Raw genomic sequence first — 23,202 nt, 5'->3', positions numbered from 1 at the left:
GTTCAGAGGTGGTAGAAGTCGAGTACCGAGTTGATGGTGTCGTTGAGCAGCAGCACATGCTTGCGCCTGATCAGCCAGCTGTCGGCATGAGGCTTGAGGTGATAGGTCGCACGGCCAAAGAACTGCTCGGCCGTGGCCAGTCGATAGAACAAGGTGTGCCAGTTCAGGCGCACCTCCAGCTCGCCGTTCTCCAGTTCGTCGATCTGCACGTTGTTGATCAAATGCAAGGTGCGCGGCATCGGCGTCGAAGACGCGGACTTGCCTGTACGCAGACGGAACACGCGGTCTTCCAGGCCGGAACGGTTGGGGTAGTAGATCAGCGACATTTCGCGTTTTGGGTCGCGGGTGTAGACGTGTTCCGAGTCCCATTGCGGCAAGTGGAACTCACTCTGTTCGTCGAACAACTGGAGATAGGCGTCCCAATCCTGGGCGTCACACAGTTCGGATTTGCGATAGAAAAACTGTTCGATCCGGTACTTCAATTGCGCATTCATCATTGCACCTCACGGAGTTTCAGGGATTTCGCGTCCAGGCCATCGAGCAGGAATTTCTGCCAGTTGCTGTGCTGGTTGACGTACAGCCCTTCGTGGGTGAATTCAGTGCCGGTCATGGCCGGGGCAATGCCGATCGCTTCGCTGTTGGGCGTGGCGCCGGTGGCCCATTGGTGACAGCCTCGGGAAATGTCGCTCCAGCGCTCCAGGCGCGCCTGGAAACCGCGTTGGGCTTCACGGAATTCCACCAGGTCATCCGGTGTACCCAGGCCCGAGACGTTGAAGAAGTCCTCGAACTGGCGAATGCGGTTTTCGCGGTCGGCGTCCGACTCGTTCTTCACCCCCAGGCACTGGCTGATGATCTCGGTCTTGTTCCAGGCCACCGGGCGGATGATGCGCAGTTGCGAGCTGATCTGATCGAGGAAAAACAGGCTTGGATAGATGTTCAGGTTGCGCAGGCGATGCATCATCCATTCGGCTTTTTGCTGGCCGTGTTCTTCGACCAGGCGCGGCATGATCGTCGCGTAGCCGGAGCGCACCGTCGGGTTCGGCATGTCGCTGAATAACACGCTGTGACCATTGTTGAAGGCGAACCAGCCGTCATCGGTATTGGCGTCGCCGGCACCGAGTTTGCTGTAGTCGAGGGTACTGCCGCTGCTGGTGCCGTTCTCGCTGTTGACCTGCTGGCGGTGTTGCACCGTGGCCACATAGTTATAGTGAACAGTGCTGACGTGGTAGCCGTCGAGGCCGTTTTCGTTCTGCAGTTTCCAGTTGCCGTCGTAGGTGTAGGCCGACTTGCCGGGCAGCACTTCCAGCTCACCGGTGGGTGACTGGGCAACCATCATGTCGAAGAATACCTTGGCGTCGCCGAGGAAGTCTTCGAGGCTGTTGTCGGCGTGTACGTCGAGACTGATGAACACGAAGCCCTTGTAGCTCTCGATTCGGGCCTTTTTCAGGCCCCGGGTGGCCTTGTCGAAACCTTCCGGGTACTCGCCGGGCGCCTTGACCTTCACCAGGCGGCCGTCGCTTTTGTAGCACCAGGCGTGGAACGGGCAAGTGAAGGTCGACTGGTTGCCCTTGCCGACGCGGGTCAGGGTGGTGCCGCGATGCTGGCAGGCGTTGATCAGCGCGTTGAGTTTTCCTTCACCGTCGCGGGTGATGATCATCGGCTGACGGCCGGCGCGCAGGGTGACGAAGTCGTGATTGTTGGCCAGCTCGCTTTCGTGGCAGGCGTAGATCCAGTTCTTCTCGAAGATCAGTTCCATCTCCAGGTCGAACAACTGCGGTTCGGTGAAAATGTCCCGGGCGATGCGGAACACGCCCTCTACCGGACGGAAATCCAGGCAGCCTTCGATAAACGCTTTCCACTGCTCGACGTTTTTTTCGCCACTCATGGGTGTGTACCTGTTCTTATTGGGGCTAATCGTGGACTCATTAGAGGGGGCAGGGCAGGTAGGGGTCTATCCGGTTAGTCGGCGAAGGCAGTCCATAAAATTGGTGCGGTAACACCTACCCGGTATCAGGCTGGGCAGCGACGACTCAAACGGCACACCAGGCGATGAACGGCTGCCCCTGTTTGCAGCAATCAGGTACTGTTTTGTGCAGCGTCGAATGCGGTTTGATAGCGATTGTCTGCCTCTGGCCGACGGCGTTATCCGCTTGGTTGAGGATTGCTATCCGCTAAGTTGGCGCTGGTGTTTTGTGGCTTGGAACTTGCCTTTCCAATACGGAGACGCGCCGTCAGAGCGCGCCGAAAAAATAGCCCGTGAGTGCGTCGTGATGAACAGCAAAACTGATCCGCAGTGTCGCGACATTCGTGTCGACAGCGATGACCTTGAGGCCGCGAGGCGCTGGATGTCCGGTATCTGCGGGCCGCATCGACTCGTCACCACGACGCCCGAACGGATCCGTTTTCATCACAGCGCCAATATGTTCAAGTCGATGGCCACGACCCTTGGCACCATCGAGTACGGCACCGATGTGACCATCGATATCGAAGATGCCGAGCACTTCAGCAGTTACAGCCTGAGTCTGCCGCTGGTGGGCGAGCAGGAGTTGAGCAAGAACGGCAGCGTGGTGAAGTCCGACCGCGATCAAGGGGTGATCATTTCCCCGAATGAAAACCAGCTGTTGGCGATCTCCGGCGATTGCCGCAAGGTCCAGGTGGTGATTACCCGAGTCGCCATGAGCGAGTCTCTGGAGGGGCTTCTACAGAGGCCTCTGGATACGCCGCTGCGGTTTGAACCGGTGATGGACGCGGTCGACGGAGCGTCGGCCTCATGGTGGCGCATGGCGCGCTATTTCATCGCCGAACTGGAGCGCAGCAGCGAACTCTATGAGCAGGTGGCCTTCACTCGGGACATTGAAAGTTCGCTGATCAAAGGCTTGATCCTCGCTCAGCCGAACAACTATTCAGAAGAGCTGCGAAACGTGCTGGGCGTGAAGTTGCCGCACTACCTGATCAGGGCCCGGCAGTACATCCATGCAAACGCCCGCGAAGCCCTGCACCTGGAGGACATCGAAGCCGCCGCCGGCGTCTCGCGCTTCAAGTTGTTCGAGGCGTTCAAGAAGTACTTCGCCTTGTCGCCGATGGTCTACCTGAAGAAATACCGCTTGAACGCCGTGCGTCAGGAGATTCTTGAGCACGGTTCTGCGCGCAATATTTCCGCGATCGCCATGGGCTGGGGCTTCACCCATCTCGGGCGTTTTTCCGCCGAGTACCGCAAGTTGTTCGACGAAACACCGACCATAACTTTGCAGCGCAACGAAGCCCGCCGCATGCGTGGCTTCTGAGGGGCAGGGCGCCCTTACCTGCGCACCACCAGATCGAGCAATTCGTCGCGCTCCTTGATTTTCTGCAGGACGATTTCCGAGCGGATATCGGTGACGCCCACCGTGCGGTTCAGGTGATTCACGATGAAGTCCGAGAAGTGTTTCAGGTTGCGCGCTTGTACTCGCAACACATAGTTGCTCGCCCCGGTAATCACATACGCGGTGACCACTTCCGGCCACGACTGGACCTTCTTGATGAAGGTCTCGTGCCAGTCCGCGACGTCCTGTCGCAACGACACATGGACGATGGCTTCCAGTTCGATTCCCAGCCGTTCGGCATTCAGCACCGCGCGATAGCCGGTGATGATTCCCTCGCTTTCCAGCAGGCGTAATCGACGCAGGCAAGCTGACGGCGACAGCGCGACTTTCTCTGCCAATTCCTGGTTGCTGATACGACCGTCCTGTTGCAGTTGATGGAGGATTCGCAGGTCTGTCGAGTCGAGATTCATGGTTGAAATAAATCCGTGTTTATTAGCGTTGGAGTCGAATTTTCTGCGAGATAAGTACTATAGCGTCGCTCACTTTGCACGAAAATTCTCCAAGTCTTAGTTCATTATCTCTCCACCAAAAAGGCGCAGATAGCGCCTGAAACAGGGCGCTGGGCGCTCTGCCCGCCTCGACTTTCACGATGTGCCCGGACGGCATGTCATTTAAAAAAACAGGACATCCAATGACTACAAGAAACGATTGCCTGGCGCTTGATGCACAGGACAGTCTGGCGCCTCTGCGTCAGCAGTTTGCGCTGCCTGAAGGCGTGATTTATCTCGATGGCAACTCCTTGGGCGCACGCCCTGTCGCGGCATTGGCTCGCGCTCAGGCGGTGATCGCCGAGGAGTGGGGCAATGGCCTGATCCGCAGTTGGAACAGCGCTGGCTGGCGCGATCTGTCCGAGCGTCTGGGCAACCGATTGGCCACATTAATAGGTGCCCGCGACGGCGAAGTGGTGGTGACCGACACCACCTCGATCAACCTGTTCAAGGTGCTCAGCGCCGCGTTGCGTGTGCAGGCCACCCGGTCGCCAGAGCGTCGGGTGATCGTCACCGAAACCAGCAACTTCCCTACCGACCTGTACATCGCCGAAGGCCTGGCCGACATGCTGCAGCAGGGGTACACCTTGCGTCTGGTCGACAGCCCGGAAGAGTTGCCGCAAGCGATTGACCAGGACACGGCAGTGGTGATGCTCACCCACGTCAATTACAAGACGGGCTACATGCACGACATGCAGGCCCTGACCGCGCTGAGCCACGAGTGTGGCGCGCTGGCTATCTGGGATCTGGCGCATTCCGCCGGGGCGGTGCCGGTTGATTTGCATCAGGCGGGCGCCGACTACGCCATTGGTTGCACTTACAAATACCTCAATGGCGGTCCGGGTTCGCAGGCGTTTGTCTGGGTCTCGCCGCAGCTGTGCGATCTGGTGCCGCAGCCCTTGTCGGGCTGGTTCGGCCATTCGCGGCAGTTCGCCATGGAGCCTCGCTACGAGCCGAGCAGCGGCATCGCCCGCTACCTGTGCGGCACCCAGCCAATCACTTCATTGGCGATGGTCGAGTGTGGGCTGGATGTTTTCGCCCAGACCGATATGGCCAGCCTGCGCCGCAAATCCCTGGCCCTGACTGACCTGTTCATTGAACTCGTCGAGCAGCGCTGCGCCGCTCATGAGCTGACCCTGGTCACGCCACGCGAACACGCCAAGCGTGGCAGCCATGTCAGCTTTGAGCATCCCGAGGGTTATGCCGTGATCCAGGCCTTGATTGACCGCGGCGTAATCGGTGACTACCGCGAGCCGCGGATCATGCGCTTCGGCTTTACCCCGCTGTACACGACGTTCACCGAGGTCTGGGATGCCGTGCAGATCCTCGGCGAAATCCTCGACCGGAAAACCTGGGCGCAGGCGCAATTCCAGGTCCGCCACAGCGTCACCTGAGTTAACCGATGTCCGCGTCTTGCTGCCGGGTTTTCCTGGCGGCAGGGCTTCGGGTGCCGTCAATCAAGAGTTCTGTGCAAACACAATAATAAGGAGCACGCAGAATGAAATTGTCCCTTTGGCCAGCCTTGCCGCTCGCTATCACCAGTTGCCTCGGTCAAATGGCTTACGCCGCAGCCGACAATGGATTCGTCGAAGACAGCAGCCTGGTCCTGACCAACCGCAACTTCTATTTCTACCGCAACAACCTCAACAACCCGGGTGGTCAGAACTATCGGGACGAATGGGCCCACGGGATCATGCTCGATTACCGTTCCGGGTATACCCAGGGTACGGTGGGTTTCGGCGTCGATGCCTATGCGCAGTTGGGCCTCAAACTCGACAGCGGCAAGGGACGAACCGGCACCGGTTTGCTGCCGGTCGATTCCGACGGTCGCCCCGAGGATGAGTATTCCGAAGCAGGTGGTGCGCTCAAGGCGCGGATCTCCAACACCGAACTCAAGTACGGCAACCTGACCCCGTTCAACCCGGTGTTCGGCACGGGTAATGCGCGGCTGTTTACCAGCGTGGCCACCGGCTTTCAGCTGACCAGTCATGAACTCAAGGCGCTGCAAGTGGACATCGGCCACTTCACAGCCGGTAACGACAGTAATTCCACCAACGCCGATGGCGCCCTGAAAGCGCTGTATGCCGGGGTGGAAACCCGCAGCGTCGACTATCTGGGCGGCAGCTATGCCGTGAGCGATCAACTGAGCGTCAGCCTGTACGGTTCGCAGTTCACCGACATTTGGCGGCAGTATTACGCCAACACCAACTACACCTTTGCCTTGAGCGAAGGGCAGTCGCTGAACCTGGATTTCAATATTTACCGTACCAACGACGATGGCCAGAGCCTGGCCGGCAAGATCGATAACACCACCTGGTCGTTGGCCACAGCGTACACGTTCGGCGCCCATCGTTTGACCCTGGCGTATCAACGCGTGGATGGCGATGAGCCGTTCGATTACCTGGGGTTCGATCAACAACCGGGGACTTCGATTTTCCTCGCCAACTCGATCCAGGTCCTCGACTTCAACGCCCCCAACGAACGTTCCTGGCAACTGCGCTACGACCTGGACATGGCGCCATTCGGCGTGCCAGGCCTGAGCTTCATGTCGCGTTACGTCCGCGGTGACCATATCGACGACAGCCACTACGACGGCGGTCCCAACGGCGCTTACGGGCGTTACGGCGATGACGGCAAACGCTGGGAACGCGACCTCGAAGCGCGCTACGTCGTGCAGTCGGGCAAGGCCAGGGATCTGTCGGTGCGGGTGCGTCAGGCCAGTGTGCGTTCGACCGCTCAAGTGGCGCGCGCCGACACCACGGACAACAACGAAGTCCGCGTCATCATCGAGTATCCACTGAGTATTTTCTGATCCGTGTCCTGCTGTGCGTGGCTGATCCCCACGAGACCCTCCAACCACGTGCTCACTTCAAGAAAGACAATATTCAGAGGACAGACAAATGACCGATAACTCCGGTTTTGAAACGATATCCAACCGTGAACACGGCTTGCGGCGTCAACTGACGTCGGGGCAGATGAGCATGATCGCCATTGGTGGTGCGATTGGCACCGGGTTGTTCATGGGCAGCGCCTACGCCATCGGCTATGCCGGGCCGAGCGTGCTGCTCAGCTACGCCATCGGCGCGATCATCACCCTGCTGTTGATGGGCTGCCTGGCGGAAATGACCGTGGCCCATTCGACCTCGGGTTCGTTCGGTGCTTATGCCGAATTCTATGTCAGCCCGCTGGCCGGGTTCCTGGTGCGCTATGCCTACTGGGCGGCGATCGTGCTGGCGGTCGGTACGGAAGTAACGGCGGTGGCGATGTACATGAAGTACTGGTTCGCCAACGTGCCGGAATGGATCTGGATCGTCTCGTTCTCCAGTGTGCTGATCGTGCTCAACGCCATCAGCGTGAAGACCTTCGGCACCTTCGAGTACTGGTTCTCGACCATCAAGATCGGCGCGATTGTCGGCTTCATCATTCTGGCGGTGTATGTGGTGTTCGGCTCCGGCAACCCGGAATACGGCGTGCATAACTACACCTCCCACGGCGGCTTTTTTCCCAATGGCTTGCAAGGGATGTGGGTCGCGGTGATCGTGTCGATCTTCAGCTACTTGAGCGTGGAGATGATCGCGGTGGCCGCCGGAGAGGCGAAGGATCCGGAGCAAGCGGTGAAGAAGGCCTTTCGCGCAACCATCGTGCGCCTTGTGGTGTTCTACCTGCTGACCCTCGCGCTGATGCTGGCGATTGTACCGTGGGTCCAGGCCGGTCAAGCCCAGAGCCCGTTCGTCACGGTCATGCAGTCAATCGGTATTCCCGGCGCGACCGGCGTGATGAATTTCGTGATTCTGATTGCGGCGTTGTCGGCGATGAACAGTCAGTTGTACATCACCACGCGCATGATGTTCAGCCTGTCCCGTGGTGGTTATGCGCCGAAGTCCATGGGCGTGTTGAGCAAGAGCGGGATTCCGCTGAACGCACTGCTGCTGTCGAGCTCGGGTATCGCCCTGGCGACCTTACTCAATATCCTGTATCCGGAAAGCTCGTTCACCTTGATGATGGCAATCTCCATGTTCGGCGCCATTTTCACCTGGTTCATGATTTTCCTGACGCACTACTGCTTCCGTCGTTATCACCAACGCAACGGTGAACGCAAACTGTCGTTCCGCATGCGACTGTTCCCTTACTCGACCCTGTTGGGGCTGCTGCTGATGGGCGCGGTGATGATCACCACCTATTTCACCGACGCCTTCAAGATGACCCTGGTCTTCGGTGTGCCTTTCCTGCTGGTACTCACGGTGATCTACGGCATCTTTTTCAGAAAACCCAAGACTGCCGAAGTCTTGCGTCCGTTGCCCAAGGTCTAGTCTGGAAGCAACACGGCGGGGCGGCAGTCTTCAAAGGCTGTCGCCCTGCAATGCCTCGAACAGGGCTCTGGCATAACCGGGCAGGTTGTCGAATGAGCGAGCACAGAGCAGCAGTTTGCGCTGCGCCCAGTCATCCTCCAGCGCGACACTTTTCAACGGCTCATCGAGCGACCCGCGCTGGATCGCCGCCAACGGCACAATCGCCAATCCGGCGCCGTGTGCGACCATGCGCATCACCCCGTCGAAGCCGTCGGCGCGGATGCGGATCTGCATCCGTGTACCGGTGTGCAGCGCCTGTTCCTCCAGGTACACGGCGAGGGCACTGTTGGCGTTCAGGCCGACGTAATCGTGACGCAATGTGTCGGTGAAACTGACTGAGGCCGCCTGTGCCAAGGGATGTTCGCGGGGCATGATCAGTACCAGCGGATCATCGCGAAACGGGCGGGTTTGCAGGTCGTGGGTGTCGATGGCGTCGGAGACGATACCGAGGTCCGCCGCACCCTGGCGCAAGGCGTGGGTGATACGGGTACTGGGCAGTTCCTGCAGGTCGATATCCAGATTGGGGTGGTCGCGCAGGAAGTCGGCGAGCAACTCCGGCAGGTACTCGGTGATTGCCGTGGTGTTGCACAACAATCGCACCTGGCCTTTTACGCCCTTGGCGTATTCGGCCAGGTCCTGTTGCAGGCGTTCGGCCTGTTGCAGCAGTACCCGGGCGTGTCGGGCCAGGGCATTGCCGGCCGGCGTTGGCGTTACACCGCGCCGGCCTCTTTCGAGAAACCCGATCCCCAGTGAGGCTTCCATGGCACGAATGCGCGCACTGGCCGCCGCGAGTGACAGATGACTGCGTGCGGCGCCGGCGGTGATGTTGCCGGTGTCGAGGATGTTCAGGTACAGGCGCAGGTCGGTCAGGTCGAAGTGCATTGCAGCAACCTCTGGATGTGTGTTGTCTGGAAGGGCGCCTTCGCGAGCAAGCCCGCTCCCACAGGTGACGCGATCTACTGTGGGAGCGGGCTTGCTCGCGAAGAGGCCAGTAGCCTCGACCCAAATATTCAGCCTCTTGCCTTGCGAGAGGCAACCTCAGTATATGGCAGATTTTCAATCAACCCTTGCGGGCTCACCATGGCCCCATGAACACACTCTCGGCGTTTTATCAGAATCTCGGGCTGGCCCTTTCGTTGTTGGTTATCGCCACCTTTGTGCTGGCCGGCATGATCAAGGGCGTGATCGGCCTCGGCCTGCCGACCGTTGCCATGGGCCTGCTCGGTGTGGCTATGGCGCCGACGCAGGCTGCGGCGCTGCTGATCATTCCGGCGACCCTGACCAACGTCTGGCAACTGGCATTCGGCGGGCATTTGTCCGGGCTGGTCAAACGGTTGTGGCCGATGTTGCTGGCGATTTTCATCGGCACCGGGGCAGGCACCCTGTGGGTCGGCATGAGCGGTGGCCATTGGGTGGTGCGGGGGCTGGGGGCGGCATTGTTGCTTTATGCGCTGAGTGGTTTGTTCCTGCCGACTTTGCGCGTAGGGCGGCGCAGCGAACGCTGGCTCGGTCCATTGTGTGGTGTGCTGACCGGCGTCATCACTTCGGCCACCGGCGTATTCGTGATTCCGGCGGTGCCTTATTTGCAAGCGCTGGGCTTGAGCAAGGATGAGCTGGTGCAGGCGCTGGGCCTGTCGTTCACCGTTTCGACCCTGGCCCTGGCCGGTGGCTTGCTATGGCGCGGTGCTCTTGGCGGGGGCGAGTTGAGCGCATCGCTGCTGGCGCTGATCCCGGCAATGCTCGGCATGTGGCTGGGGCAATCGCTGCGCCAGCGGATCAGCGCCGTGTTGTTCAAGCGCGTGTTCTTCATTGGCCTGGGCTTGCTCGGCGGCCATTTGCTGATCAGCGGCTAGCGGACGACGGGCTGATCATTTCGATGGCGCGGATCTCGAAGTCCCGTTCCAGGTATTCATCGCGCTGGTCGAGGAACTGCTTCATGTGCGCAAGGTTCGAGTGCACATCGAGGTGGGCCTGGGACTGCCATATTTCGTAGAAGATGAACAGGGTCGGGTCCTGTTTGTCGCGCAACATGTGGTATTCGATGCAACCGGGTTCGGCTCGGCTCGCTTCCACGTAGCTGCTGAAAAACGCTTCGAAGGCGTCGGATTTTTCCGGACGGGTCTTGGCGTGCAGGATGAAGCCCTGGATTTCACTCATCTACATTTCTCCTCAGGTCAGAACTGGCGTCAGTCTAAGGCAACAATCGGCCATTGATTCGTGCTTCTGGGTCAAATGATATTTGCCCAATCGACGCTTATTCCGCACGAGGCCAGTCGGTACTCTGCCGTCATCCGATTCCCGACCTTCCCGAGACCTCCCATGAAAAAAGTCCTGTTGCTCAATGGCGGCAAAAAGTTTGCGCACTCCGACGGCCGCTACAACACCACCCTGCATGAAACCGCGTTGAGCGTGCTGGATCGCGGCGGTGTGGATGTCAGAACCACTTTCATCGACGAGGGCTACGACATCGCCGAAGAAGTGGCCAAGTTCCTCTGGGCCGACGTGATCATTTACCAGATGCCCGGCTGGTGGATGGGCGCGCCGTGGACCGTGAAAAAGTACATCGATGAAGTCTTTACCGAAGGGCATGGCAGCCTCTATGCCAGCGACGGTCGCACCCGTTCGGACGCGTCGCAGAAGTACGGCAGCGGTGGCCTGATTCACGGCAAGCAATACATGTTGTCGCTGACCTGGAACGCCCCGCAGCAAGCCTTCGACGACCCGACCGATTTCTTCGAAGCCAAAGGTGTGGACGCGGTGTACTTCCCGTTCCACAAAGCCAACGAGTTCCTTGGCATGACCGGTTTGCCGACGTTCCTGTGTGTGGACGTGATGAAGCGCCCGAACATCGAAGCTGATGTGGCGCGTTATGAGCAGCATTTGACTGAGGTGTTTGGTCTGAAGGCGTAACGCTCGGCTACTATCGATATCAGACACCGACACTGGTTTGTAGCGAGAGAGCTTTTGTGGCGAGGGGGCTTGCCCCCGTTGGTGCGCGAAGCGGACCCATAACCGGTGAGCGCGGTGGTTCAGATAAATTGCGTATGTCGATCTTACGACGGCTTCGCCGCCGAACGGGGGCAAGCCCCCTCGCCACATTGGATTTTCGCTGCACAATAGAACGGCGCAGGACTATCGATAAGGGACACACGTGAAAGCCAGATCCGATGAATTGCAGATTTTTGTCTGCGTGATTGAATGCGGGTCGATTTCTGCGGCGGCCGAGCAGGTCGGGCAAACGCCTTCGGCGGTCAGCCGTACGCTGTCGCGGCTGGAGGCCAAGCTCGACACCACGTTGATCAATCGCACCACGCGGCGCATGGACCTGACCGAGGAGGGCAAGTATTTCTTCGAACACGCCAAGCAGATTCTCGACCAAATGGATGAACTCGAAGAGCGCCTGACCTCGCGTCAGCAAACGCCGTCCGGGCGCCTGCGCATCAACGCGGCATCGCCTTTCATGCTGCACGCCATCGTGCCCTACATTGATGAATTCCGTCGGCTCTACCCAGACATCCAGCTCGAACTCAACAGCAACGATTTGATCATCGACCTGCTGGAACAGAGCACCGACATCGCCATCCGCATCGGCACCCTGACCGACTCGACATTGCATGCCCGCTCCCTGGGATGCAGCCCGTTGCACATCGTCGCCAGCCCGGCGTACCTGGAAAAGCACGGCACACCGCAGGCCGTGGCGGACCTGGCCAGCCATACGCTGCTGGGGTTCACCCAGAACGAAGGCCTCAACCAATGGCCGCTGCGTTATGTGCATGGCGATCGCTGGCCGATTCAGGCGTCGATCAGCGCCTCCAGCGGCGAGACCATCCGCCATCTGGCACTGGACGGCCAGGGCATTGCCAGCCTGTCGCACTTCATGACCATCGAAGACATTCGTGCCGGACGCTTGAAAGTATTGCTGGGCGAATTCAACAGCGGCTACCGCCAGCCGATCAACGCGGTGTACTACCGCAACTCGCAGCTGGCCCTGCGGATTCAATGCTTTCTGGACTTCATCCAGGGCAAATTGGCGGATTACGCGAACGCGGATTTCAAGGGCTGATTTGTGATTCCTGCGTCAGGTTGGGTGGAATCGCGATGAGAAGGTTTGAGTTAGCTTTAGACCGCGTCATCGTTCTTCGCGAGCAAGCCCGCTCCCACAGTTGACCGCGCTCCGTCAGAAGGAATGCGATCAACTGTGGGAGCGGGCTTGCTCGCGAAGACATTTTCGATGACACAGATGATGGCCGGTCGGCCCCCGATTCCGTAACATCCGCACACTCTTTTCTCGTCTATCCCTGTGTGCGATCCCACCATGAAAGCAAAACGTCTACGCGCCGATGTCCTGGCCGGACTTACCACTTCCTTCGCCCTGTTGCCCGAGTGCATCGCTTTCGCGCTGGTGGCCCACCTCAATCCGCTGATGGGGCTTTATGGCGCGTTCATCATTTGCACGCTGACTGCATTATTTGGCGGGAGGCCGGGCATGGTGTCCGGGGCGGCCGGCTCGATGGCCGTGGTGATCGTCGCGCTAGTGGTGCAACACGGCGTGCAGTACTTGCTGGCCACGGTGTTGCTGGGTGGGCTGATCATGATGGCGTTCGGGCTGCTCAAGCTCGGCAAACTGGTGCGCATGGTGCCGCACCCGGTGATGCTTGGCTTCGTCAATGGCCTGGCGATCATCATTGCGCTGGCGCAAATGGAGCACTTCAAGAGCGGTGAAGCCTGGTTGAGCGGTACACCGCTATACATGATGCTTGGTCTGGTCGCGGTGACCATGGCCGTTGTCTACGTACTGCCGCGGCTGACCCGCACAGTGCCGCCAGCACTGGTGGCGATTCTCAGCGTGGGCCTGGCGGTGTACCTGCTTGGCTTGCCGACCCGCACCCTGGGCGACATGGCGCACATAGCCGGTGGCTTGCCGACGCTGGCGCTGCCGGACATTGCGTGGAACCTGGACACCCTGCGCATCATCGCGCCCTACGCGATCCTGATGGCGCTGGTCGGGTTGCTGGAAACCCTGTTGACCCTCAACCTCACCGACGAAATCACCGAAAGCCGTGGCTTCCCGGATCGCGAGTGCGTGGCGTTGGGGGCGGCGAATGTGGTGTCCGGGGCGTTCGGTGGCATGGGCGGGTGCGCGATGATCGGCCAGACCGTGATTAACCTCAGTTCCGGCGGCCGCGGGCGCTTGTCCGGAGTGGTGGCCGGAGTGTCGATCCTGCTGTTCATTCTGTTTCTGTCGCCGCTGATCGAGCGTATTCCGCTGGCCGCACTGGTCGGGGTGATGTTCGTGGTTGCGCAACAGACCTTCGCCTGGGCCTCGTTGCGGGTGCTGAACAAGGTACCGCTCAACGACGTGCTGGTGATCATTGCGGTGACGGTGATTACTGTTTTCACCGATCTGGCCATCGCGGTGCTTTGCGGCATCATCATTGCTGCGCTGAACTTTGCCTGGCAGCAGGCCCGACAGCTGTATGCCGACAGTCACCTGGAGAACGACGGCAGCAAGTTGTACCGGGTGCATGGCACGCTGTTCTTCGCCTCGACCACACCCTTTCTCAATCAGTTCGATCCGGCCAACGACCCGGTGCAAGTGACCCTGGATTGCCGTCACTTGAGTTTTGTCGACTACTCGGCCATTGCCGCGCTGGGCACCTTGCGCGAACGCTACGCCAAGGCCGGCAAGCACCTGCGAGTGCTGCACTTGTCCGAGCGTTGCAGGAAATTGCTCAAGCGCGCCCGGGTGCATCACGACTGAATCCAGCCATTCGATCTTTCCCACGCTGAGCGAGGGAAAGATCTGTTGTCGGTGATGAAAATTCACACGGCCGACTTTCATAATTCGCGACACGCCATACCTCTATACGACATCCCTTACCTCTGCACGAAAATTACTTTCACCTCGTTTGAATATCGCGTCTCGAAATGTTTTAAGAGTTTCACAAATATTTCGACGTGACCCTCTCGAGGAGTACCGCATGACCCTGTCCTTCGGCTATTGGCTGCTGGTGTATGCCGCCGTTGCCATCATCGCGCTGATCGTTCTGATCGCCCGTTACCGGCTAAACCCGTTCATTGTCATCACCCTGATTTCCATCGGCCTGGCGCTGGTGGCGGGGATGCCGCCGTCGGGTGTGGTGGGGGCGTACGAGGCGGGCGTCGGCAAAACCCTGGGGCACATCGCACTGGTGGTGGCACTGGGCACCATGCTCGGCAAGATGATGGCCGAGTCCGGCGGCGCCGAGCAGGTGGCACGGACCTTGATCGACCGCTTCGGCGAGAAGAACGCGCATTGGGCGATGGTGACTATCGCGTTTCTGGTCGGCCTGCCGCTGTTCTTCGAAGTCGGTTTCGTTTTGCTGGTGCCGATTGCGTTTACCGTGGCGCGGCGCGTGGGCGTCTCGATCCTGATGGTCGGCTTGCCGATGGTCGCCGGGCTTTCGGTGGTGCATGCGCTGGTGCCGCCGCACCCGGCGGCGATGCTGGCAGTGCAGGCGTATCAGGCGTCGGTGGGGCAGACCTTGCTGTACGCGATCCTGATTGGCATTCCGACCGCGATCATTGCCGGTCCCCTATATGCCAGGTTCATCGTGCCGCGTATTCAATTGTCGGCGGAAAACCCGCTGGAGCGTCAGTTCCTGGAGCGCGAACCCCGCGACAGCCTGCCGGGTTTCGGCATCACCATGGCGACCATCCTGTTGCCAGTGGTGCTGATGCTGATCGGCGGCTGGGCCAATCTGATTTCCACGCCGGGTAGTGGTTTCAACCAGTTCTTGCTGTTCATCGGTAACTCGGTGATCGCACTGTTGCTGGCCACGTTGTTGAGCTTCTGGACCCTCGGCCTGGCTCAGGGCTTCAACCGCGAATCGATCCTCAAGTTCACCAACGAATGCCTGGCGCCGACCGCGAGCATCACCCTGCTGGTGGGCGCCGGTGGTGGCCTGAACCGGATTCTGGTGGACGCTGGCGTCACCGACCAGATTGTCGGCCTGGCCCACGAATTTCATCTGTCGCCGTTGTTGATGGGCTGGCTGTTCGCCGCGCTGATGCGCATCGCCACCGGTTCTGCCACTGTGGCCATGACCACTGCTTCAGGTGTGGTCGCGCCAGTGGCCATTGGTCTGGGTTATCCCCATCCGGAGCTGCTGGTGCTGGCGACGGGCGCCGGGTCGGTTATCTTTTCCCACGTTAACGACGGCGGTTTCTGGTTGATCAAGGAATACTTCAACATGACCGTTGCCCAAACCTTCAAGACCTGGACCGTGCTCGAGACATTGATCTCGGTCGTTGCCTTCGGCCTGACCGTTGGCCTTTCTTATCTGATTTAGCCGGAGCCACCCGCATGGACATCCTCTACCAGATCCGCGCCCGTCAGGACTCCTTCAGCGCCGGTGAAGGACGCATCGCACGCCTGATGCTCGACGACGTAGGATTTGCCGCTTCCGCCAGCCTCGATGAACTGGCGCTGCGGGCGGAGGTCAGCAGCGCCACGCTGTCACGTTTCGCCCGTACGGTCGGCTGCAAGGATCTGCGTGACTTGCGTTTGCAACTGGCCCAGGCCAGCGGCGTTGGCAGCCGATTTCTCGACCCGGCGGGTACGCCCGAGCAGTCGGCGTTCTACGGGCAAATCGTCGGCGACATCGAATCGACCTTGCGTCAGCACCTGGCGGCGTTCGATGAGTCGCGTTTCGCCGATGCGGTGAAACTGCTGGGCAAGGCGCGGATGATTCACGCTTTCGGCATGGGCGGCTGCTCGACCCTGTGCAGCGATGAACTGCAAGTGCGCCTGGTGCGTCTCGGCTATCCGATTGCGGCGTGCCACGATGCGGTGATGATGCGAGTCACCGCCGCCAGCCTCAGCGCCGAACACGTAGTGATTGTCTGCTCGCTCACCGGCATTACCCCGGAGCTGATTGAAACGGTGGAGCTGGCGCGCAACTATGGCGCACGCATTCTGGCCATCACCCGCGCGGGTTCACCGCTGGCGCAACTGGCCGATATCGTCCTGCCCCTGCAAAGTGCCGAAACCTCGTTCATCTACAAACCCACGGCGGCGCGCTACGGCATGCTGCTGGCCATCGATGTGCTTGCCACCGAGCTGGCCCTGGCCAACCCTGAAGACAATCAAGAACGTCTGCGGCGAATCAAACTCGCCCTCGACGAATACCGCGGCGGCGACGATCACTTGCCGCTGGGAGACTGACATGCAGTACGACACGCTGATTCGCAACGCCCTGATCATCGACGGCAGCAACAACCCTGGTTACCCCGCCGACGTGGCGATTCTGAATGGTCGCATCGAGCGCATCGGCGACCTGCGCGATGCCAGCGCCAGCGAAGAAATCGACGCACAGGGCCATGTGCTGGCGCCGGGATTCATCGACGTGCACACCCATGACGACACCGTGGTCATTCGCCAACCGCAGATGCTGCCCAAGCTCAGCCAGGGCGTGACCACGGTCATCGTCGGCAACTGCGGGATCAGTGCTTCGCCGGTGAGTCTGCGCGGCGATCCGCCAGACCCGATGAACCTGCTCGGCACGGCCGCTGCGTTCGTCTATCCGAAGTTCAGTGACTACCGCGCGGCAGTCGAAGCGGCGAACACTACGCTGAACGTCGCGGCGCTGGTGGGCCACACGGCGTTGCGCAGCAATCATCTGGACGACCTGTTCCGCACCGCCACGGCGGATGAAATCGCCGCGATGCGCGAGCAACTGCGCGACAGCCTTGAGGCCGGCGCGTTGGGCCTGTCCACCGGCCTTGCCTATGCCAGCGCCTTCTCGGCATCAACCGATGAAGTGATGCAACTGACCGAAGAGTTGACGGCGTTTGGTGCGGTCTACACCACCCATTTGCGCAGCGAATTCGAACCGGTGCTGGAGGCCATGGACGAGGCGTTCCGGATCGGTCGCCATGCGCAAAGCCCGGTGATCATTTCTCACCTCAAATGTGCCGGTGCCGGTAACTGGGGGCGCAGTCCGCAGCTGTTGGCGTCCCTCGAACAGGCGGCGAAGAGCCACCCGGTGGGCTGCGACTGTTATCCCTACGCTGCGAGTTCATCGACCCTGGACCTCAAGCAGGTGACCGATGCCCACCGCATCACCATTACCTGGTCGACGCCGCATCCGCAGATGGGCGGCCGCGACCTGATGGATATCGCCGCCGAATGGAATCTGTCGTTGCTGGAGGCCGCCCGCCGACTGCAACCGGCCGGTGCGGTGTACTACGGAATGGATGAGGCGGATGTGCGTAGAATCCTTGCGCATCCGCTGTCGATGGTCGGCTCCGACGGCTTGCCGGAAGACCCGTTTCCGCACCCACGCTTGTGGGGCGCATTCCCCCGGGTGCTCGGACATTTCAGCCGTGACGTGGGACTGTTCCCGCTGCACACCGCCGTGCACAAAATGACCGGACTGTCGGCGGCACGCTTCGGTTTGAAGGCGCGCGGTGAAATCCGCGAAGGCCATTGGGCGGACCTGGTGTTGTTCGATCCGGCGACCATCCATGATGTCGCCGATTTCAACGATCCACAGCGGGCGGCGCAAGGCATCGAGGGCGTATGGGTCAACGGTGTGTTGAGTTACCGCGATGGCCAGGCCAACGGGCGCAGGGAAGGGTGGTTCCTGGCCCGGGAAGGGGATTTGCGCACAGGGTTTCAGTGACGTTTCGAGGACTGCGTCACAGTGATGTCATTTTGAGATTAAAGAATGGCATTTCCGCGCCGAAGGACTGATATCAAACCCGACAACCTAATGCTGTTCAATCATGTAGGAGCGAGCCTGCTCGCGATGAAGTCAAAGGCGCCGCGTTTAGCCAGTCAAAACGCGTTATCGTTAACGATCATCGCGAGCAGGCTCGCTCCTACAGGGAGCAACTCGATGAGCTTCGGCAAAACCACTCCGATCCTGCGTATTTTCGACGAAGCCCAGGCCGTGGAGTTTTACGTTGATTTCCTCGGTTTCAAGATCGATTGGCAACATCGATTCGAAGCCGGTTTCCCCCTGTACCTGCAAGTCTCGCGGGGTGAGTGCGTGCTGCACCTGTCCGAACACCATGGCGACAGCACGCCAGGCTCGGCCTTGCGCATCGAGACCGATGAACTGGAAGCCTTCCAGCAGCAACTGCTGGCCAAGGAGTATGCGTTTGCGCATCCACAGATCCAGGCCATGCCTTGGGGCAGCCAGGACATGACCATCAGCGATCCGTTCGGCAATCGGTTGGTGTTTACCAATGCGATTTGTGTCTGAGGTTTAGCCAGCCATTGATTGATTCCCACGCACTGCGTAGGAACTGGCCTTGCCCATATCCAGGCTGATGCCACCCGCCTGCAACGCCATCCAGTAATCCGCCTGCGCCCGTACAACATCCAGGTTCCTCCAGCAATCATCATTAACAATTGCGTGGGGGCTCAAGGGTATTCGAAGGGCCGCTGAAGCTCATACAGTTATTCCCTTGAGGTTATATTCCGCGGGTGGCATATTTGTATGAAATGGGACGTTGAATACACGGATGAATTTGAGGCTTGGTGGGATCGACTCAATGAGGCGGAGCAGGACTCAGTGCAAGCCTCAGTCACGTTGCTTGGAGATGAGGGGCCGCACTTGGGATTCCCGTTTACCAGCGATATCAAGGGCTCGCGGCACGGAAATCTGCGCGAATTGCGGGTGCAACATGCAGGCAAGCCATATCGAGTGCTGTATGCCTTTGATCCCAGACGTTGTGCGATTCTGCTGATTGGCGGCGACAAAACCGGCAAGGACCGTTGGTATCAGGAGCATGTGCCGCTGGCTGAGCGGCTGTACGACGAGCACTTGGAAACATTGAAGACAGAGGGCTATGACAATGGCTAAAAAATTTTCTGAGTTGGTAGCGCGTCGCTCTCCCGAGTCTCAAGCGCGTGTCGAGGCCTTGGTTAAAAAACTGCGAGCAGAAATGCCGTTGCACGAGTTGCGTCAGGCTCAGGCATTGAGCCAGGACACGTTGGCCAAAGCACTCCACGTCAACCAGGCAGCAATCTCGAAAATGGAACGACGCACGGACATGTACATCAGCACATTGCGCAACTACATCCGCGCCATGGGTGGCGAGTTGGAAATCATCGCCACCTTTCCTGAGGGCCAGGTAAAGATCGAAAACTTCGCCAAATAAGCAGCTCGACGGCCTGAAATGAGAGAAGCCCTTTGTTCAAAGGGCTTCCTGTCAACTCGCTGACCTGTTCGGCCTAGACCCTGAAATGACTCACCATCATCTGCAACTGATTGCCCAACCGTGCCAGTTCAACACTCGACGCCGCCGTTTCATCGCTGGCTGCGGCGGTCTGTTCGGACACGTCACGCACGTTAATAATGCTGCGGCTGATCTCTTCGGCCACGGCGCTTTGCTGTTCGGCGGCGGCGGCGATTTGCTGGTTCATCGACTGGATGTTGGACACCGTGCGGGTGATGTTCTCCAGTGACTCGCCAGCCTTGCGGGTCAGGGCCACGCTGCTGTCGGTGAGGACACGACTGTTGTTCATCACCGCCGACACTTGCTGCGTGCCGTTCTGCAGGCCGGCCACCAGGCTTTCGATTTCCTCGGTGGATTTCTGCGTGCGCTGGGCCAGGCCACGAACCTCGTCGGCCACCACGGCAAAACCACGACCGGCCTCACCGGCGCGGGCTGCTTCAATGGCGGCATTGAGCGCCAGCAGGTTGGTCTGTTCGGCCACGGCCTTGATCACGTCCATGACGCTGCCGATCTTGTCGCTTTCCTGTTGCAGCACACTCATGGCTTCGGTGGAGCGCACCACTTCGCTGGCCAGGCGCTCGATCTGGGCGATGGCTTCGTTGACCACTTTGTCACCCTCACGGGCTTCGCCGTCCGCCGCGGCAGCGGCTTGCGAGGCTTCTTCAGCGTTGCGCGCGACTTCCTGCACGGTGGCGGTCATCTCGTGCATGGCAGTCGCGACCTGATCGGTCTCGACTTTCTGGCTGTTGACCCCGGCGCTGGTCTGTTCGGTTACGGCCGACAGCTCTTCAGCGGCGCTGGCGATCTGGGTCACGCCGTCGCGGATGCCGCTGATCAAGTCGCGCAAGGTCACGCCCATGCGCGCGATGCCCTGCTGCAACACGCCGAGTTCGTCGCGGCGGGTAACCAGGACGTTTTGGGACAGGTCACCGCTGGCGATGCGATCGACCACCGCCAGGGTTTCACGCAATGGGCGGGTGATCTGGCGAGTGATGACCACGGCGGCAATGATGCCCACCAGCAACGCCAGTAACGTACTGATCAGTTGCAGAGTGCGCGCCCGGGCGCTTTCGGCGTCACGGCGGTCGAGCTGGATCTGGTACAGCTGATCGCTCTGGGACACGATGGCGGCGCCCTGGTCGGTCATTTCCTTGCGCGCCTGCACCGCGTCATTGTTGGCGGCCTTGTAGGCCTGCAAGGCACTGCGGTAGTCGCCCAGTGCAGCTTCCAGCCGATGCAGGGCGTCTTGCCGGGTATCGGCGAACTGTGCGTTCAGCGGTTTCAGGCTGGCGATGGCCGCGTCCAGTTGGCCGACGGCTTTTTGCTCGGTCTCAGCGTTGGTGGTGGCGGTGTAGCCGCGCACTTCATAACGGGCCAGCAGGAACGCTTCCTTGGCCGCGGTGATGGCCTGGAACTGCTCGAAGCGCTGGTCGCTCAACGGCATTTGCTGCACGCGGGCGTTGATGTCGTTGATCAACGTGCTGGCGGTTTCGGCGCTGGTGCTCATGGCATCACGGGCGCTGTTACCGGCGCGATAGGCGTTGCGCATCTTGTCGAGGGACGTCTTGTAGGCATCGATGACGGCGCCCTGCTCTCTGAGCAGCTTGAGGTTTTCCGGGCTCTTGAACTTCGCCAGCAGGGCTTGCTGCTGGGCCGAGAAAGCGTCGAGGGTGGTCTGCACGGTCTGTGCGGCGGCTTCGTCGCCGTTGGTCAGCATGTACTGCAGGCGAACTACGCGCAGCTTCGTCAGGCCGCCATTGAGCTGGGTGATGTCGCTCATCCAGTTGCTGCGGTCGATCAACCCGCCCAGGCTGGTCCAGCCGGTCAGGGCGAGAACGCAGGTCAGTGCCAGGACCAGGCCAAATCCCAGGCCCAGTTTCAGGTTCACGCTGATGTTGCCAAACCAGCTATTCATCAAATTCCTCCAGGAACGTAGTGCTTCTTGTTTGTCGGTTGGCTGGAAGATTGTTTTTTTTGGGGGCCGCCAAGCTGTGTAAGCAGGATGTATCGGCAGCAATCCAGGGAGCTGAAAGGATTTTGTCGAACAGATTCTGTAACAAATTTTTTACAGCGTTTTTAAGCTTTTTTTCACATGCGTTTCACCAGTCACCGACGCACGTTTCTCTAACCTTGCGGGATCTAATGGGGTGGTGTTTGCCGGCGAGGCGGCTTGATGTGGAATTAAGACTGAGTCTTTTCGGGATAAAACGCTCGATCGATCTGAACCGTTTCGCCCGCTATCGCAACGCTGCGGTGGTGTTGGCCTCGGCGTTGCTGGTTATCCCGTTGACCGTGTTTTTGCTGCGTCCCGCCACCGCGCCGGACCTGGCTCACGGCAATGTGGCCGGTGCACAGGCGCTGATGACGGGATGGGCCAAGGGCGACGTGATCGTACTGGTGCGCCACGTCGAGCGCTGCGACCACTCCTCTGCGCCTTGCCTGGTTGGTAACGATGGCATTACCGAGCGCTCTCGCCGTGTTGCCGAAAGCCTCGGGGCACAGTTCAAACACCTTGGCCTGGACAAAGCCGATATCTACAACAGCCCGATCCTGCGTACGGCACAGACCGCCAACTTCATGTTTAACAAGGTTGGCACGGGCGAAGACTGGCTGATCAGTTGCAAGGGCACCATGCTGCGCGACGCGCTTGCGCATAAAGTGGCCGGGCGTAATCTGGTTCTGGTGACCCACAGCGAATGCATGGAGCAACTGGAAAAAGACCTCAAGTTACCGCCTTCGACCCTGGGTTATGGCGCTTCACTGTTTATTTCCGCCGAAACCCCGCAGACTCCGCGCATGCTTGGTTTCATCGATGCTTCTGACTGGAGCTCGGTGAGCACTCATTGAGTTTTTCCCTCTTCTTTTTGAATCAGGATTCACAATGCTGACCGCTTCTCGCTACCGCTTTTACTGGGTGAATTTCGGTATTCCGCTGGCCTGCGCGGTCGTGGTGTTCCTGATGTTCGACATGACCAAAATCGACATCGCGTTCAACAACTATTTTTTTGATCCGGTGACGCAGACGTACCCGCTGGACCAGGTTCATCTGTTCGAAAAAATCACCCATAAGTGGGCGCGGATCATCCCTAACTGGACCGGCGAGATTGCAATTATCGGGGCCTTGCTGTCATTTCTCTGGCCGCGCCTGAAGGCCGAAAAACATTCGAAAATCATCGCCTTCCTGGAAAAAATCAAAGTCGCACCGGTGCTGCGCTTTGCCACCCGGCACCGTCGCGATTTTCTCTACGTGGTGTTCGCGTTCTCCATCAGCACCGGGGTGATTCACTACCTCAAGGGCCACACCAGTGTGTATTGCCCGATCGAGACCACCCTGTACGGCGGCAAAATGGAGCACGTCGAGTGGTATGAAAATTTCGACCTGCTGAAAGTCGCCGGTGACGGTCGCTGCTGGCCGGGCGGGCACGCGTCGGGCGGGTTCACCATGCTGGCGTTGTACTTCGTGGCTCGTCGCTACCGCTGGCGCTATTCGAAAGCGATCATGTACGGCTCGCTGACCCTCGGTTTCATCTATGGCACCACGCGGGTACTGCAAGGCTGGCACTACATGTCCCACACCTTATGGGCCGGGATCTTTGTGTGGCTGGCGTGTTTGCTGACGGCGTTGGCGTTTTACGGGCGGGCGAGGCTGGAAATGCCGGTGCTCAAGAGCAGGGAAAAAACGCTGTTGTCGACTCAGCCTCAGTCTGTGAATTGAGCTGACGATTGAACCGCAAACCCGCAATCCGAATGGGCTGCGGGTTTTTTGTTGCCCGG

At 59.6% G+C, this 23,202-nt stretch carries 22 protein-coding genes and 1 pseudogene; 16 read left to right on the top strand and 7 right to left on the bottom strand.

The features are described from left to right. Positions 1-2 precede the first annotated feature (2 nt). Complete coding sequence (gene antB, locus ABIA48_RS11525) at positions 3-494, bottom strand: anthranilate 1,2-dioxygenase small subunit (RefSeq protein ID WP_429488718.1); 492 nt, start codon at positions 492-494, stop codon at positions 3-5. Beyond that, a complete protein-coding gene (antA, locus tag ABIA48_RS11520; protein ID WP_429488716.1) occupies positions 494-1,885 on the bottom strand; it encodes an anthranilate 1,2-dioxygenase large subunit in 1,392 nt (463 codons plus the stop codon). Before antA ends, antB begins: the two co-directional genes overlap by 1 nt. A gap of 385 nt (positions 1,886-2,270) precedes the next feature. On the opposite strand from antA, the gene ABIA48_RS11515 reads away from it, so the two are divergent. Further along, complete coding sequence (locus ABIA48_RS11515; protein ID WP_116260230.1) at positions 2,271-3,284, top strand: AraC family transcriptional regulator; 1,014 nt, start codon at positions 2,271-2,273, stop codon at positions 3,282-3,284. Positions 3,285-3,298: 14 nt separating this feature from the next. Here ABIA48_RS11515 and ABIA48_RS11510 read toward each other — a convergent pair whose 3' ends face one another. After that, positions 3,299-3,772 carry an Lrp/AsnC family transcriptional regulator gene (locus ABIA48_RS11510; protein WP_007989007.1) on the bottom strand — a complete coding sequence of 158 codons (474 nt, stop codon included), beginning with the start codon at positions 3,770-3,772 and terminating at the stop codon, positions 3,299-3,301. A 221-nt stretch (positions 3,773-3,993) separates the two neighbouring features. Here ABIA48_RS11510 and kynU point away from each other — a divergent pair, with 221 nt between their 5' ends. From kynU to ABIA48_RS11495, 3 genes are all read left to right on the top strand, one after another. Beyond that, entirely contained in the window at positions 3,994-5,244 is a 1,251-nt protein-coding gene (gene kynU / locus ABIA48_RS11505; RefSeq protein ID WP_429488713.1) for a kynureninase, read from the top strand. Between the two features lie 104 nt (positions 5,245-5,348). After that, entirely contained in the window at positions 5,349-6,662 is a 1,314-nt protein-coding gene (locus ABIA48_RS11500; RefSeq protein WP_429488711.1) for an OprD family porin, read from the top strand. An 88-nt stretch (positions 6,663-6,750) separates the two neighbouring features. Then, positions 6,751-8,160, top strand: a complete 1,410-nt coding sequence (locus ABIA48_RS11495) for an amino acid permease (RefSeq protein WP_429488709.1) — start codon at positions 6,751-6,753, stop codon at positions 8,158-8,160. Between the two features lie 30 nt (positions 8,161-8,190). Here ABIA48_RS11495 and ABIA48_RS11490 read toward each other — a convergent pair whose 3' ends face one another. Further along, complete coding sequence (locus tag ABIA48_RS11490; protein WP_429488708.1) at positions 8,191-9,081, bottom strand: LysR substrate-binding domain-containing protein; 891 nt, start codon at positions 9,079-9,081, stop codon at positions 8,191-8,193. Between the two features lie 206 nt (positions 9,082-9,287). Here ABIA48_RS11490 and ABIA48_RS11485 point away from each other — a divergent pair, with 206 nt between their 5' ends. Further along, positions 9,288-10,052, top strand: coding sequence for a sulfite exporter TauE/SafE family protein (locus tag ABIA48_RS11485; RefSeq protein ID WP_429488706.1), 765 nt, complete (start codon positions 9,288-9,290; stop codon positions 10,050-10,052). Here ABIA48_RS11485 and ABIA48_RS11480 read toward each other — a convergent pair. Next, positions 10,042-10,356: a putative quinol monooxygenase gene (locus ABIA48_RS11480; protein WP_204929116.1), complete on the bottom strand. Its 315-nt coding sequence runs from the start codon at positions 10,354-10,356 to the stop codon at positions 10,042-10,044. The two genes, ABIA48_RS11485 and ABIA48_RS11480, sit on opposite strands and share 11 nt — an antisense overlap. Positions 10,357-10,518: 162 nt before the next feature. Between ABIA48_RS11480 and ABIA48_RS11475 the strand changes: the two genes are divergently transcribed. The 9 genes from ABIA48_RS11475 (at position 10,519) to ABIA48_RS11435 (ending at position 19,350) form a co-directional block, all read left to right on the top strand. Continuing rightward, a complete protein-coding gene (locus ABIA48_RS11475; protein WP_007994557.1) occupies positions 10,519-11,109 on the top strand; it encodes an NAD(P)H-dependent oxidoreductase in 591 nt (196 codons plus the stop codon). Positions 11,110-11,350: 241 nt separating this feature from the next. After that, positions 11,351-12,262, top strand: coding sequence for a LysR family transcriptional regulator (locus tag ABIA48_RS11470; protein ID WP_429488703.1), 912 nt, complete (start codon positions 11,351-11,353; stop codon positions 12,260-12,262). Positions 12,263-12,514: 252 nt separating this feature from the next. Further along, positions 12,515-13,960: a SulP family inorganic anion transporter gene (locus tag ABIA48_RS11465; RefSeq protein ID WP_429488701.1), complete on the top strand. Its 1,446-nt coding sequence runs from the start codon at positions 12,515-12,517 to the stop codon at positions 13,958-13,960. A 220-nt stretch (positions 13,961-14,180) separates the two neighbouring features. Continuing rightward, entirely contained in the window at positions 14,181-15,530 is a 1,350-nt protein-coding gene (locus tag ABIA48_RS11460) for a gluconate:H+ symporter (RefSeq protein ID WP_429488699.1), read from the top strand. Between the two features lie 14 nt (positions 15,531-15,544). After that, positions 15,545-16,405: a MurR/RpiR family transcriptional regulator gene (locus ABIA48_RS11455; RefSeq protein WP_310057760.1), complete on the top strand. Its 861-nt coding sequence runs from the start codon at positions 15,545-15,547 to the stop codon at positions 16,403-16,405. A gap of 1 nt (position 16,406) precedes the next feature. Further along, positions 16,407-17,864, top strand: a complete 1,458-nt coding sequence (locus ABIA48_RS11450) for a D-aminoacylase (RefSeq protein WP_429488697.1) — start codon at positions 16,407-16,409, stop codon at positions 17,862-17,864. Positions 17,865-18,080: 216 nt separating this feature from the next. Then, positions 18,081-18,449: a glyoxalase superfamily protein gene (locus ABIA48_RS11445; RefSeq protein WP_429488695.1), complete on the top strand. Its 369-nt coding sequence runs from the start codon at positions 18,081-18,083 to the stop codon at positions 18,447-18,449. Positions 18,450-18,686: 237 nt separating this feature from the next. After that, positions 18,687-19,052, top strand: coding sequence for a type II toxin-antitoxin system RelE/ParE family toxin (locus ABIA48_RS11440; protein ID WP_007989038.1), 366 nt, complete (start codon positions 18,687-18,689; stop codon positions 19,050-19,052). After that, positions 19,045-19,350: an XRE family transcriptional regulator gene (locus ABIA48_RS11435; RefSeq protein WP_007989040.1), complete on the top strand. Its 306-nt coding sequence runs from the start codon at positions 19,045-19,047 to the stop codon at positions 19,348-19,350. Before ABIA48_RS11440 ends, ABIA48_RS11435 begins: the two co-directional genes overlap by 8 nt. Positions 19,351-19,423: 73 nt before the next feature. On the opposite strand, the gene ABIA48_RS11430 is transcribed toward ABIA48_RS11435, so the two are convergent. Continuing rightward, on the bottom strand, positions 19,424-20,287 hold the full coding sequence (locus ABIA48_RS11430; RefSeq protein WP_429492847.1) for a methyl-accepting chemotaxis protein: 864 nt from the start codon (positions 20,285-20,287) through the stop codon (positions 19,424-19,426). Next, a pseudogene (locus ABIA48_RS11425) lies at positions 20,282-21,208 on the bottom strand (methyl-accepting chemotaxis protein); the annotation flags it as partial. The pseudogene ABIA48_RS11425 and the gene ABIA48_RS11430, both read right to left, overlap by 6 nt. Before the next feature lie 395 nt (positions 21,209-21,603). On the opposite strand from ABIA48_RS11425, the gene ABIA48_RS11420 reads away from it, so the two are divergent. After that, the gene (locus ABIA48_RS11420; RefSeq protein ID WP_277534363.1) at positions 21,604-22,275 is read left to right on the top strand and encodes a histidine phosphatase family protein; all 672 of its coding nucleotides are present in this window, start codon (positions 21,604-21,606) and stop codon (positions 22,273-22,275) included. 34 nt (positions 22,276-22,309) lie between these two features. Further along, positions 22,310-23,143 (top strand): phosphatase PAP2 family protein, encoded by an 834-nt coding sequence (locus ABIA48_RS11415; RefSeq protein ID WP_429488692.1) that lies wholly within the window; start codon positions 22,310-22,312, stop codon positions 23,141-23,143. Positions 23,144-23,202: the final 59 nt, after the last annotated feature.

This window comes from Pseudomonas sp. S30_BP2TU TE3576, from assembly GCF_050436025.1.
Lineage (GTDB): Bacteria > Pseudomonadota > Gammaproteobacteria > Pseudomonadales > Pseudomonadaceae > Aquipseudomonas.
Note: the sequence above shows the minus strand (reverse complement) of the source record. Positions and strands in the feature narration are given on the sequence as shown.